This is a genomic window from Serratia sp. MYb239 (genome assembly GCF_002966855.1).
GTDB lineage: Bacteria > Pseudomonadota > Gammaproteobacteria > Enterobacterales > Enterobacteriaceae > Serratia_B > Serratia_B rhizosphaerae.
This window is the reverse complement of record NZ_CP023268.1, coordinates 4,026,022-4,039,251: the sequence shown is the minus strand read 5'-3', so window position 1 is coordinate 4,039,251 and position 13,230 is coordinate 4,026,022. Positions and strand designations below refer to the sequence as shown.

13 protein-coding genes are annotated in these 13,230 nt (G+C 64.8%); 12 read left to right on the top strand and 1 reads right to left on the bottom strand.

Annotated elements, in window-relative coordinates:
• The first annotated feature begins 15 nt into the window (after positions 1 to 15).
• From CLM71_RS19335 to CLM71_RS19280, 12 genes are all read left to right on the top strand, one after another.
• On the top strand, positions 16 to 1,059 hold the full coding sequence (locus tag CLM71_RS19335; RefSeq protein ID WP_105232434.1) for an aromatic ring-hydroxylating dioxygenase subunit alpha: 1,044 nt from the start codon (positions 16 to 18) through the stop codon (positions 1,057 to 1,059).
• Complete coding sequence (locus CLM71_RS19330; RefSeq protein ID WP_105232433.1) at positions 1,056 to 1,811, top strand: SDR family oxidoreductase; 756 nt, start codon at positions 1,056 to 1,058, stop codon at positions 1,809 to 1,811. Before CLM71_RS19335 ends, CLM71_RS19330 begins: the two co-directional genes overlap by 4 nt.
• 30 nt (positions 1,812 to 1,841) lie before the next feature.
• Positions 1,842 to 2,636, top strand: a complete 795-nt coding sequence (locus CLM71_RS19325; RefSeq protein ID WP_105232432.1) for an IclR family transcriptional regulator — start codon at positions 1,842 to 1,844, stop codon at positions 2,634 to 2,636.
• A gap of 147 nt (positions 2,637 to 2,783) precedes the next feature.
• Positions 2,784 to 3,713 (top strand): VOC family protein, encoded by a 930-nt coding sequence (locus tag CLM71_RS19320; protein ID WP_105232431.1) that lies wholly within the window; start codon positions 2,784 to 2,786, stop codon positions 3,711 to 3,713.
• Positions 3,710 to 4,924 carry an NAD(P)/FAD-dependent oxidoreductase gene (locus tag CLM71_RS19315; RefSeq protein ID WP_105232430.1) on the top strand — a complete coding sequence of 405 codons (1,215 nt, stop codon included), beginning with the start codon at positions 3,710 to 3,712 and terminating at the stop codon, positions 4,922 to 4,924. Before CLM71_RS19320 ends, CLM71_RS19315 begins: the two co-directional genes overlap by 4 nt.
• A 66-nt stretch (positions 4,925 to 4,990) precedes the next feature.
• Positions 4,991 to 6,247 carry an MFS transporter gene (locus CLM71_RS19310; RefSeq protein WP_105232429.1) on the top strand — a complete coding sequence of 419 codons (1,257 nt, stop codon included), beginning with the start codon at positions 4,991 to 4,993 and terminating at the stop codon, positions 6,245 to 6,247.
• Between the two features lie 30 nt (positions 6,248 to 6,277).
• Positions 6,278 to 6,805, top strand: a complete 528-nt coding sequence (locus CLM71_RS19305) for a cupin domain-containing protein (protein ID WP_105232428.1) — start codon at positions 6,278 to 6,280, stop codon at positions 6,803 to 6,805.
• Positions 6,802 to 7,620, top strand: coding sequence for an alpha/beta fold hydrolase (locus CLM71_RS19300; protein ID WP_105232427.1), 819 nt, complete (start codon positions 6,802 to 6,804; stop codon positions 7,618 to 7,620). Before CLM71_RS19305 ends, CLM71_RS19300 begins: the two co-directional genes overlap by 4 nt.
• Positions 7,617 to 8,411 (top strand): SDR family oxidoreductase, encoded by a 795-nt coding sequence (locus CLM71_RS19295; RefSeq protein ID WP_105232426.1) that lies wholly within the window; start codon positions 7,617 to 7,619, stop codon positions 8,409 to 8,411. Before CLM71_RS19300 ends, CLM71_RS19295 begins: the two co-directional genes overlap by 4 nt.
• Positions 8,412 to 8,421: 10 nt before the next feature.
• Entirely contained in the window at positions 8,422 to 9,216 is a 795-nt protein-coding gene (locus tag CLM71_RS19290) for an aspartate dehydrogenase (RefSeq protein WP_105232425.1), read from the top strand.
• A 14-nt stretch (positions 9,217 to 9,230) separates the two neighbouring features.
• Positions 9,231 to 10,700 (top strand): aldehyde dehydrogenase, encoded by a 1,470-nt coding sequence (locus CLM71_RS19285; RefSeq protein ID WP_105232424.1) that lies wholly within the window; start codon positions 9,231 to 9,233, stop codon positions 10,698 to 10,700.
• Positions 10,701 to 10,750: 50 nt separating this feature from the next.
• Positions 10,751 to 12,391, top strand: coding sequence for a thiamine pyrophosphate-binding protein (locus CLM71_RS19280; protein WP_105232423.1), 1,641 nt, complete (start codon positions 10,751 to 10,753; stop codon positions 12,389 to 12,391).
• Positions 12,392 to 12,468: 77 nt separating this feature from the next.
• Here the strand turns inward: CLM71_RS19280 and CLM71_RS19275 are convergent, their stop codons facing one another.
• Complete coding sequence (locus tag CLM71_RS19275; RefSeq protein WP_105232422.1) at positions 12,469 to 13,224, bottom strand: M48 family metallopeptidase; 756 nt, start codon at positions 13,222 to 13,224, stop codon at positions 12,469 to 12,471.
• Positions 13,225 to 13,230 lie beyond the last annotated feature (6 nt).

Sequence of the window (13,230 nt, the reverse complement as noted above, 5' to 3'; positions counted from 1 at the left end):
CACTGGGAGAAGACAATGACAGCAAACACAACATCCTCCGCGCAGACGTTACAGAACTACCTTGATCAGGGCTTACGCGGTATGTGGTATCCGGTACTGGCCAGCTGGGAAGTGGGCAATAACCCGGTCGGCATCACCCGTCTGGAGCAGCAGATCGTGCTGTGGCGCGACGCGCAGGGCGCGATCCACGCGCTGGAAGACCGCTGCCCGCATCGCGGCGCACGGCTGTCGATGGGCTGGAACCTCGGCGATCGCATCGCCTGCTGGTATCACGGCGTGGAGGTCGGCGGCGACGGCGAGGTGAAAGACGTGCCGGCGGTGGATCGTTGCCCGCTGGTGGGGCAGAAATGCCTGCGTTCCTACCCGGCGCAGGAGGCCTACGGCGCGGTGTTCCTCTATTTCGGCGTCACCGCCGACGAAGCGCCGTCTGAACTCACTTTCCCGCAGGAGCTGGCCGACGACGCGTCTTACAGCAACTTCCTGTGCACCGCCAGCTGGGACTGCAATTACCAGTACGCGCTGGAAAACGTGATGGATCCGATGCACGGCACCTATCTGCACTCGTCATCGCACTCGATGGCCGAAGGCGATCGCAAGGCGGATATGGCGCTGGAGCCGACCGACAGCGGCTTTATCTTCAAGAAAAACGGCCAGATCGGCGTCAACTTCGACTGGGTGGAGTTCGGTAACAGCGGCGCGTACTGGATGCGGCTGTCGATCCCGTACAAACAGCGTTTCGGGCCGGGCGGCCACTTCTGGATCATCGGCATGGTGGTGCCGGAAGACAAGGATCACTGCCGGGTATTCTTCTGGCGTATCCGCAAGGTGAAGGACTGGCAGCGCGATCTGTGGCGCTTTATGTACCGCAACCGGCTGGAGGCGCTGCACTGGGACGTGCTCGAACAGGATCGCATCGTGCTGGAGAACATGGCGCCGAACGCCCGCAGCCGCGAATACCTGTACCAGCATGACGTGGGGCTGTCGCGCCTGCGCCGCATAATGCAAAAAGAGGCGCAAAAGCAGCTGGCGATGCTGAGTGAGCTGGAGGCGGCGCAGTGAGCGGCCTGCTGACGGACAAGCGCATTGTGGTCACCGGCGCGGCGCGCGGCCTCGGCCGCAGTTTCGCCGTGGCGATCGCCGAAGCCGGCGGCAGCGTGGTGCTGTGCGACATCCTGGCGGACGAACTGCAGAGCACCGCGGCGGCGCTGCGCGAGCAGGGCGCGCAGGTTGAGACGCAGGTTATCGATCTGGCGTCGCCGGCCTCGATTCGCTCGGCGTTCAGCGCCATTGGCGCGGGCGGTGCGATCGACGGCCTGGTGAATAACGCCGCGCTGGCGACCGGCGTCGGCGGCAAAACCATGATGGAATACGATATCGAGCTGTGGGATCGCGTGATGCAGGTCAACGTGCGCGGCACCTGGCTGGTGAGCCAGGCGGCGGTGCCGCTGCTGGCGCAGCGACCGCACGCCAAGATCGTCAACGTCGCGTCCGACACCGCGCTGTGGGGCGCGCCACGCCTGATGGCCTATGTGGCCAGCAAAGGGGCACTGATTGCGATGACGCGTTCGATGGCGCGCGAACTGGGCGAGCAGAACATTTGCGTCAACGCCATCGCGCCGGGCCTGACGCGGGTGGAGGCCACCGAATATGTGCCGGCGGAGCGCCACCAGCTGTACGAGCAGGGGCGGGCGCTGACGGGGGCGCAGCACCCTGATGATGTGACCGGCAGCGTGCTGTATCTGCTGTCGCCGCTGGCGAATTTCGTCACCGGTCAACTGCTGCCGGTGAACGGCGGTTTCGTATTCAACTGACCGCCGGACGGCGAGAAGAAGGAACAGAGCATGGCGGATGAACAAACGTGTAAATATCTGATCCCCGGGCTGGATCGCGGTTTGCAGCTGCTGTTGGCGTTCGGCGAGCAGCACAAGGAGATGACCTTTGCGGAGCTGCACCGTCTGGTCGCCATGCCGAAGGCGACCGCCTACCGGGTGGTGCAGACGCTGGAACATCTGGGCTTTCTGGAGCGCAACCCGCGCACCAACACCTTCTCGCTGGGCATCAAGGTGCTGCGGCTGGGGTTTGAGTATATCGCCTCGCTGGACGTGGCGCAGGTCGGGCAGCCGGTGATCGAGCAGCTGCGCGATCGCAGCCAGTGCAGCAGTCATCTGGCGATCCGCGACGGACGCGACGTGATCTACATTGCCCGCGTCAGCGCCGCCGGATCGCAGATCAATCAGGTCAGCGTCGGCACGCGTCTGCCGGTGCACCAGACCTCGCTGGGACGCATGCTGCTGACCCGCACCACGCGCGAGGAGTTTGAACGTCTCTATCCGCAGCAGAGCCTGCCGGGCAGCGGGCCGGGCACGCCGGCCGACCGTGAAACGCTGTGGCAGATGGTGCAGCAGGATAAGGCGCGCGGCTATGTGATCGGCGAGTCGTTTTTCCGCCACGGCATCTCCTCGATCGTCTACCCGATCTTTAACCGCGATCTGCAGGTGGAGGCGGTGGTCAGCATTATGGTGCCGTTCGATCAGATCCCGGCCGAGGATCGCGAGCGGCTGCGGATGGAGGTGCGCGACGCCGCCGGGAAGATTTCCGACTTCCTTGGCGCCCCGCCGCGGGCCGACGTCGGCTAACACTATTTCATGTGGGGCGGGGAGCGATGCCCGCCCACGGGTTTTCCCAACGACAAGGTTTAGCTACCGCGTGAGGCGCCTGAAAAGCAGGCGCCGGGGAACGATCATGCCTGAAACAGGCGTTTCAGAGAACGTGAGGCACAAACAATGAGCGTAATTGGCATCGAACAGCTGGAATTTGGCGTAGAAGATCTGCCAAAGTGCGAAAAATTCATGCGGGACTTCGGCCTGCAGGCGACGGCGGGCCAGCCGTCGGCATTTACCACCCTGAGCGGCGCTGGCGTGCAGCTGCGTCCGCTGGACGACGACGACCTGCCGCCGGCTTTCGAAAGCGGTTCAACGCTGCGCCGCATGACCTGGGGCGTCGCCGGCCCGGCGGAGCTGGCGGCGTTGGAAGCACGGCTGGCGCAGGCACCGGGTTTTCAACGCCAGGGCGAGATGCTGGAGTGCCGCGATCCCAACGGCATGACGCTGCGTTTTGTCGTCAGTCGTCAGCGCGAGGTGTCGCTGCCGGTGACGCCGATTAATCAGTGGGGCGACGTGCGTCGTATCGACCAGCCCAGCCCGGTCTATGAGCAGGCGCAGCCGATCAATATCGGCCACGTGGTGTTCTTTGTCGACGATCTGGCGGCCACCGAGCGCTTTTACCGCGAGGCGCTGGGTTTTCAGGTGTCCGATCGCTATATCGACCGTGCGGTCTTCCTGCGCACTCAGGCGCGCGGCGGCCACCACAACCTGTTTCTGCTGAAACTGCCGAACCGTGCGCGCGGGCTGAACCACGTGGCGTTTACCGTACGCGATATTCATGAAGTGATCGGCGGCGGTCTGGCGATGAATAAAGAGCAGTGGAGCACCTTTATCGGCCCCGGACGTCACCCGATCTCTTCGGCCTACTTCTGGTACGTCAACAGCCCGACCGGCGGCGCGTTTGAATACTACACCAACGACGATTTCCTGACGGAGAACTGGCAGCCGCGCGAGCTGGAGCATTCGCTGGTGTCGTTCACCGAATGGGCGGTGGAGGGCGGCATCGATCACGATACCCGCCGCCAGCATAAACCGGCGGAGGCGCTATGAGTCAGCCGATTTCCGCAGGCATCGTTATCGTCGGCGGCGGTCAGGCCGGCGGCTGGGCGGCGAAGACGCTGCGTGACCGCGGCTATAGCGGCACGCTGTCGGTGGTGAGCGATGAACCCTACGACTTTTATGAGCGTCCGCCGCTGTCCAAGGCGGCGCTGCTGGACGACGAAGCGCCGCTCAGCCGTCTGTTCAGCGCCGAGACGGTGGCGGCGCTGAATATCGACTGGTATCGCCCGCTGCGCGCCGAAGGCATTAATGCCGACGACCAGACGCTGCAGCTCAGCGACGGACGGCAGCTGCATTTTACACAGCTGCTGCTGGCGACCGGCGGTCGGCCGCGCCTGCCGGACGCCCGCTGGGCCGATTGCCCGCAGGTGATGACCCTGCGCTCCTGGGACGACGCCGCGCGCCTGCGGCAGGGGCTGCTGCGCACTCGCCGTCTGGCGATCGTCGGCGGCGGCTGGATCGGGCTGGAAATTGCCGCCTCGGCGCGCAAACTCGGCGTCGAGGTGACGGTGTTTGAGCGTCAGCCCGCGCTGTGCATGCGCAGCGTCGGCGCTGACGTTTCGCAGGCGCTGCTGGCGCTGCATCAGCAGCAGGGCGTGACGCTGCACTGCGACTGTGGCGATATTCAGCTCGAACAGCGCGGCGGCGAGGCGTGGATCGCCAGCGCGGTCAGTGAGGCGCAGCCGTTCGATCTGGTGGTGGTCGGCATCGGCGTGGAACTGAACCTGGCGCTGGCGCACGGCGCCGGGCTGCAGGTGGACGGCGGCGGCATCGTGGTTGACGGCCAGGGACGCACCAGCCATCCGGCGATTTTCGCCGCCGGCGATGTGGCGCGTCATCCGACGCTGGGGCTGTGCCTGCAATCCTGGGCCTACGCGCAGAATCAGGCCATCAGCACCGCCGGTGCGATGCTTGACGCCGATGCCCCGGCCTACGACGACGTCGCCTGGCTATGGTCGGATCAATATGACGTCAATATCCAGATCCTTGGCGTGCCGATGGGCGGCGTACATCAGGTGACGCGGCGCACGCCGCAGTCGCAGGTGTTTTTTACCCTGAATGCCGACCGGCAGCTGGTGCAGATGGTGGCGTTTAACGACGCGCGCGCCATCAAACTGGGCAAGCGCTGGCTGGCCAGCGGACGGGTACTGGATCCGGCGCAGCTGGCGGATGCGGAATTTTCTCTGATGGCGTTGAAGTAATCCCGGCGGCTTGCAGGCCGGGCCTGTAAGCGCCAGAGGGTAACGCCCAAGCGACGGGAGCGTTTCATGACTCTGCAACAGATTGACGCCCGCGACGGCCGGGTGGGGGAGGCCGTTGTCGAAAATCAGCCGCAACAGGTGCGCTGGTCGGTGCCTATTGCGCTGTTTGCCTGCGTACTGCTGGCGTTTTTCGACAAGATAAGCATTGCGGCGCTGTTCTCCGACGCCGACTTCCAGCAGGCGCTGGGCATCAGTTTCGATCCGACGCGTCTCGGGCTGCTGATGAGCGCCTTTCTGTTTTCTTACGGCTTCTCATCGATGCTGCTGAGCGGCATTGGCGACCGGCTGAACCCGGTGCGGGTGCTGATCGGTATGATGGTGGTCTGGGCGCTGCTGATGGTGATGATGGGCTTTACCCGCTCCTATCACACCATGATGACGCTGCGCATTCTGCTCGGCATTGCGGAAGGGCCGCTATTGCCGATGGCCTACGCCATTATCCGCCAGGCGTTCCCGCAGCGCCTGCAGGCGCGGGCCACCATGCTGTGGCTGCTGGGCACGCCGCTCGGCGCGGCGCTGGGCTTTCCGGTGACGCTGTTTATCCTCAACACCTTTCACTGGCAGGCGACTTTCTTCTTTATGGCGTTGCTGACGCTGCCGGTGATGCTGCTGGTGCTGTTCGGCCTGCGCCATCTGAAGGTGCAGCGGGTGGCGCAGAACCAACAGAGCACGCCGGCCGAGCGTAAGCAGCACCGGCACGAGCTGCTGCGCAGCCCGCATTTCTGGATGATCTGCCTGTTTAATATCGCGTTTCTGACCTACCTGTGGGGCATGAACGGCTGGCTGCCGAGCTATCTGATTAAGGGTAAAGACATCCATCTGGAGCATGCAGGCTACCTCTCCTCGCTGCCGTTTATCGCCATGCTGCTGGGAGAGGTGCTGGGCGCCTGGCTGTCGGACAAACTCGACCGCCGCGCGCTGGCCTGTTTCCTGTCGCTGGCGGGCGCCGGCGTGGGGCTGGCGGCGGTGCTGCAGCTGTCGGGCACCTACAGCGTGATTGCCGCCATGGCGCTCAGCACCTTTATGTGGGGCGCCGGGGCGCCCAACATCTTCGCCCTGCTGGCGAAAGCCACCAGCAGCAAGGTCAGCGCTACCGCCGGCGGGATTTTCAACGGGATGGGGAATTTTGCCGGCGCGCTGGCGCCGGTGCTGATGGGGGCGCTGATCGCCGCCAGCGGCAATATGGATAGCGGTCTGCTGTTTTTGGTGGTGACCGCCTTTGTCGGCTGCATCATTTTGCTGCCGCTGCTGAAGAAGTATTGAGTTTGCCAAATCAATTGAGGAGTGAGAACCATGTCTCAGGTTGACAACAAAGCCGGCATCAAGCCGCAGGATATCGCCATGGCGGACTGGGTGGAATCACGCATCGCCCGCTTTGAAGGCCGCAAATATGACTGGAACGCGCTGAAGTTCCAGGCGGATTTCGACCCGAAATACCGCCGCGCGCAGATGCGCTACATCGGCACCGGCGCCACCGGCGTGGCGAGCGATACCAATACCGTGCCGGCCGGCAATTTCACCTTCTCCACCATGGTGCTGCCGTCGAAGTGCGAAGGGCCGCTGCACCTGCATGACGATGTGGAAGAGGTGTTCTTTATGCTGAAGGGCACCATCACGCTGATGATTCAAGACGGCGAGGAGTATTACGAAACCGTGCTGAAAGAGCGCGATCTGATCTCGGTGCCGGCGGGGATTTACCGCGGACTGTTCAACCACGGCGAGGAAGAGGCGCTGATGTGCGTGATGCTCGGCACCGCCAAGCCGGAGATCCCGACCTATCCGGCGGACCATCCTCTGTCGAAAGTGAAGCGCAACGGATGAACGCGCTGCCGGAACGTCAACAGGCGCAGTGCGGCGACTACCGGCTGAGCTGGCGCGAGGCAGGTCAGGGACGGCCGGTGCTGTTGCTGCACGGCATCAGCTCCGGTTCCGCCTCATGGCTGAAGCAGTTTGCCGATGCGGCCCTGCTGGACGGCCACCGGCTGATCGCCTGGGACGCGCCGGGTTACGGCGACAGCGCCGCGCTGGCGAACGCCGAGCCGCAGGCCGCCGATTATGCCAACGCATTAGCGGCGCTGGTCAGCCACCTGGCACTGTGCCAGCCGCTGCTGGTGGGGCATTCGCTGGGCGCGCTGATGGGCTGCGCCTATGGCGCCGCCCATCCTGACGGCCTCTGCGGCCTGGCGCTGGCCGACCCCGCGCAGGGCTATGCGTCGGCCGACGCGGAGAAACGCCGGCAGGTGCTCGCGCAGCGCCGGCAGATGATGGATACGTTGGGGCCGCAGGGCTACGGCGAACAGCGCGCCGCGGCGCTGCTGCGTGCCGATGCCGATCCGCAGGATATCGCCTGGGTGCGCCGCGGTATGCAGCAACTGCAGCCGGACGGTTTCCTCAGCGCCGCCTGGATGCTGGCCAACGACGATATCAACACCTATCTGGCGCGCTATAGCGGCCCGCTGCAGGTGTGGTGCGGCGAGCAGGACGCCATTACGCCGCCGGCGGCGGCAGAGGCGCTGGCGGCGCGGCAGGGTGCGCCGCTGCGTCTGATCGCCGCCGCCGGGCACGCCAGCTATCTGGACGCGCCGGCGTGCTTTAACCGCTACGTGCGGGACTTTACGGGAGCGATTCAACCATGAATTTCCAGATTGAAAACCGGGTCGCGGTGGTTACCGGCGGCTCATCGGGCATCGGTTTTGAGACTCTGCGCCTGCTGCTGGCGGAGGGGGCCAGAGTGGCGTTCTGCGGCCGCAGTCAGGACAAACTTGACGGTGCGCTGGCGCAACTGCAGGCCGAGTTTCCGCAGGCGCAGATTTTGGCGCAGCGCTGTGACGTGCTGGTGCCGGAGCAGGTGGCGCAGTTTGCCGGGCAGGTCGAGGCGCGCTTCGGCGGCGTGGATATGCTGATCAATAACGCCGGGCAGGGCTTCGTTTCCCACTTTGACCAGACGCCGCGCGCGGCCTGGCTGCACGAGGCCGAGCTGAAACTGTTCGGCGTGATTAACCCGCTGCAGGCATTTTTGCCGGCGTTGGAGCGCTCGGATATCGCCTCGATCACCTGCGTCAATTCGTTGCTGGCGCTGCAGCCGGAAGAACACATGATCGCCACCTCGGCGGCGCGCGCCGCGCTGCTCAATATGACGCTGACGCTGTCGAAAGAGCTGGTGACAAAGGGCATCCGTGTGAACTCCATTCTGCTGGGGATGGTGGAATCGGGCCAGTGGCGCCGCCGCTTTGAAGAGCGCAGCGACCGCGAGCAGAGCTGGGAATCCTGGACGGCGGCGATTGCCGAACGGCGCGGCATTCCGATGAAACGGCTGGGCAAACCGCAGGAACCGGCGCGTGCGCTGCTGTTTTTGGCGTCGCCGATGGCGTCGTTTACCACCGGCGCGGCGCTGGACGTCTCCGGCGGCTTCAACCGCCATCTGTAGGAGCAGAGTAATGAAGAAAATCATGATGATTGGCTACGGCGCGATGGCGAAGGAAGTGTTGTCCCGCCTGCCGGAAGGCGTGGAACCCGGCTGGATCGTGGCGCGCGAGCCGCATCATGCGGCGATTGCCGCCGCCTTTGACGGCCGGGTGCAGGCGCTGAGCGATCCGCGCCAGTGCGACGGCTGTCCCGATCTGGTGCTGGAGTGCGCCAGTCAGCAGGCGGTCGCCGAGTTTGGCGAAGCGGTAGTGCGGCGCGGCTGGACGCTGGCGGTGATTTCCACCGGCGCGCTGGCGGACGCCGGGCTGCAGCAGCGTATCCAGCAGGCCAGCCGCGAGCATCACGGGCGGGTTTGGGTGCTGTCCGGCGCGGTGGCGGGCATGGACGGGCTGGCGTCGGCGCGCGAAGGCGGACTGACCAGCGTCACCTATCAGGCCAGCAAAAGCCCGGCCAGCTGGCGCGGCAGCCCGGCGGAAAGCCTGATCGACCTCGATGCGGTCAGCGAAGCGCAGGTGTTTTTCGAGGGCAGCGCGCGTGAAGCGGCACGGCAGTTCCCGGCCAACGCCAACGTGGCGGCTACCATTGCGCTGCACGGGCTGGGTATGGACCAGACGCGGGTGCGCCTGCAGGTGGATCCGCATACGCGGCGCAATACGCACCGGCTGCAGGCGCAGGGCGCGTTTGGCGAATTTCAGATTGAGTTAAGCGGCAATCCGCTGGCCAGTAACCCGAAGACATCGACGCTGGCGGCGCTGAGCGCGGTACAGGCCTGCCGTCGACTGCTTGACGGCGAACTGACGGCATAAAGGGGAATAACAGTATGGCGATACAAAAGATTTTTCTGGCCGGGCGCTGGTGCGAAGGGCGGGGTGAGCCGATGCGCTCCACCTTCCCGGCCGACGGTTCGCTTAATGCGGAGCTGCGCGCCGCCGACGTGAATGACGTCAACGAAGCGGTTGAAGCGGCGGAGCGCGCCTGGCGTGACCCACAGTGGCGCGGTCTGGTGCCGCATCAGCGCGCGGCGATTTTATACCGCGTCAGCGATCTGATTAGCGAACAGCTGGAGACGCTGGCACAGCTGCAAACGCGCGACAACGGCAAACCGCTGGCGGAAACCCGCGGCCTGGTGGCCAGCGCGGCGGCCACCGCGCGCTATTTCGCCGCCGCCTGCGAAGTGCTGGAAGGGGAGTTGCCCACCCAGCGCAACCGCGAGGTGATGACGCTGAGCCAGTACCAGCCGCTGGGGGTGATCGCCGCCATTACGCCGTGGAACTCACCGATCGCCAGCGAAATGCAGAAAGTGGCGCCGGCGCTGGCGGCCGGCAACGCGGTGATTCTGAAGCCGGCGGAAGCCACGCCGCTGATGGCGCTGAAACTGGCGGAACTGTTTGAGCAGGCGGGGCTGCCCGCCGGCTTGCTCAGCGTGCTGCCGGGCAAAGGTTCGGTGATTGGCGAGGCGCTGGCGCGTCACCCGCTGGTGAAAAAGATTTCCTTTACCGGCGGCACCGGCACCGGCCGTCACCTGGCGCATATCGCCGCCGAAAAACTGATCCCAACTTCGCTGGAGTTGGGGGGCAAGTCGCCGACCATCGTGCTGGAAGACGCCGATCTGGAACAGGCGGCGCGCGGTATTTGCTACGGCATTTTCAGCTCGGCCGGCCAGGCGTGCATCGCCGGTTCGCGGCTATTTGTGCACCGTTCACTGTATCAGCCGCTGCTGGCGCGGCTGTGCGAACTGGCGGGCGGGCTGCGTCTTGGCAACCCGCTGCAGCCGGGCGTGCATTTAGGGCCGCTGATTAATGACAAACACCGCCAGAGCGTGGCGGAGTACGTTGCGCTGGCGCGGCAGGAGGGCGGTCGGGTACTGATCGGCGGCGAAGCGCCGGCGGATCCGCAGCTGGCGGACGGCAGCTATTACCTGCCGACCATCATTGACGGTTTGAATAATGACGCACGGGTCTGCCAGGAGGAGATCTTCGGGCCGGTGCTGGTGGCGATGCCGTTTGACGATGAACAGCAGCTGATCGCCATGGCCAACGATTCGGTCTACGGCCTGGCCGCCGGCATCTGGAGCCGCGATTTCCCGCGCGCCATGGCGCTGGCCGAGCAGCTGGAGACCGGCACCGTCTGGGTCAATACCTACAAAACATTCTCGATTTCCACGCCGTTCGGCGGCGTGAAACAGAGCGGCCTGGGACGGGAAAAAGGGTTGCACGGCATCAAGGCCTATATGCAACAGAAAAGCCTGTATCTGGCGCTGAGCCATCAGGTGAACCGCTGGAGCGACTGAGCGCGGCGCACGATGTATCCCTACGCATGACTATGATAAGAAGGCAGATGATGAGCGATAAAATAACGGTTGGTGAGGCGATAGCCCGGACTCTGGAGCAATACGCGGTGTCGGCGATGTACGGCATCATCTCGATTCATAATTTGCCGATCGCCGATGCCGTCGGACAGCGCGGCGCGATCCGCTTTGTGCCGGCGCGCGGCGAGGCGGGCGCGGTGACGATGGCCGACGCCCACGGTCGTTTCTCCGGGTTGGGCGTGGCGCTGACCAGCACCGGCGCCGGCGCCGGCAACGCGGTGGGTGCGATGATTGAAGCGCTGAACGCCAACACGCCGCTGCTGCACATCACCGGCCAGGTGGAAAAGGCGTATCTGGACGCCGACGCCGGCTTTATTCACGAAACCAAGGATCAGATGGGCTTCCTGCGCGCCTGTTCGAAGCGCGCCTACCGGGTCAACAGCGCCGAGCAGGCGGTGGCGGTGATCCAGCGGGCCATCCAGGAGGCGCAAACCGTACCGTGTGGCCCGGTGGCGGTGGAGATCCCGATTGATATTCAGAGCAGCCTGGTTTCCCGCGCGGTGCTGACGCCGGCCATTGCGCCACCTGCCTTGCCGGCGGCGGATGCGGCGGCGGTGGAGCGTTTGTATCAGCGCCTGAAGGCCGCCAAGCGACCGCTGCTGTGGCTGGGCGGCGGCGCGCTGGGCTGCGCAGCGGCGGTACAGCGGCTGGCGGACGCCGGCGTGGCGGTGATGTCCAGCACACACGGGCGCGGTATTCTGCCGGACAGCCACCCGCGCAGCCTGCGCGCTTTCCATAATTCGCCGAGCGTGGAGCAGATCCTCAATCGCTGCGATCTGACGCTGGTGGCCGGTTCGCGCCTGCGCAGCAACGAAACCCGCACCTGGACGCTGCCGCTGCCGCGCCCGCTGGTGCAGATCGACATCGACCCGGCGGCGGCCAACCGCAACTATCTGGCGGATGAGCAGGTAAACGGCGACTGCGGCGCGCTGCTGACGGCGCTGGCGGCGCGTTTTGCACCGGGCGAGAAAGTGGACGCCGGATGGGACGCCGAGATAGCCACTGCGGTGCAGCAGGCGGAGCAGACGCTGCGCGAGCAGTCCGGCGAATATGCCAAGCTCAGCGACGCGATTGCCGCCGCCCTGCCGGATGACGGCCTGCTGGTGCGCGATATCACCGTGTCCGGCAGCGTGTGGGGCAGCCGTCTGTTCCGCGCCGTGGCGCCGCTGTGCAATATTCACTCGCTGGCCGGCGCCATCGGCATGGGGCTGCCGATGGCGATTGGCACCGCGCTTGCCAACCCGCAGCGTAAAGTTGTCGGGCTGGTGGGGGACGGCGGTCTGGCGCTGGGGCTGGGGGAGCTGGCGACCATGGCGCAGGAACAGGCCAATATCACGCTGCTGATCATGAACGACGGCGGCTACGGCGTGATGCGCGGCATTCAGGACAAGTACTTCGCCGGCCGTCAATACTACAACGAACTGCACACCCCGGCGTTTGCCCAGGTGGCGGAGGCGATGGGGCTGAAGGCCTGGAAGATTGACAGCGCCGAGCAGTTCGGCGGCGTGCTGGCGGAGGCGATCAACTACCCGGGACCGTCGGTGGTGGAAGTGGATATGAAACAGGTCGGGCCGCTGACCTTTGCCGGGCCGCCGCAAAAGACGCTGTACTGAATAAACCACAGGGACGGCTTGCCGTCCCTGTGGTTGAGAGCGATTAGCGGGGGACTGCAGCCCCGCCAATGGCCGGGTTACTTGCCTTCAGCGGCGATGCGATCGCGGATGTGCTGCGCGCGCGCTTCGGAGGACGGGTGATCGTCAAACATGCTGCTCTGACGCCCGGCTTCCATCTTGGCCAGTTTTTCGAAACTGGTCGCCAGCCCGTTCGGATTGATGCCGCGTTTCTTCAGCAGATCGAACGAGTAGTCGTCCGCTTCGCTCTCCTGCTTTTGGGAGAACTGGGCGCTGACCAGCTTCTCACCGATATCCGCCAGCTGCGACTGCGACAGCGAGCCGATGATGCCGCCGGTCGAGGCCGCCGCGGTGCGCAGCGCGACCGTGCCGTACGCCACCTGCATCGCCTTGCGGGTATGGCCCAGCGCCACGTGGCCCATTTCATGGCCCAGCACGCCTTCCACTTCGTTGTCGTTCATCATGTCCATCAGGCCGCTGTAGACGCGGATACATCCGTTGGCCATCGCCCAGGCGTTAACGTCTTTGGTGACGTACACCTTGTAGTTGGCCGGCGTGCCGTCAATATTATCGCCCAGCGCTGCCGCAATTTTGTTCAGGCGTTTGACGTAGCTGCTGTTGGCCGGCGCGATTTTTGCCTTGCTGTCCATCTCGACGCAGGATTTATCACTTAACGCTTTGACATCGTCGTTGCTCAGGGTCGCCGCCTGGAACGCCTGCGCGCCGGACTGCATCAGGGCGTTGGGATCAAGGCTTTGACAGCCGCTGACCAGGGTGGCAATGCCTAATGCAATCAAAGAGGTACGGATTTTCATGAAGCT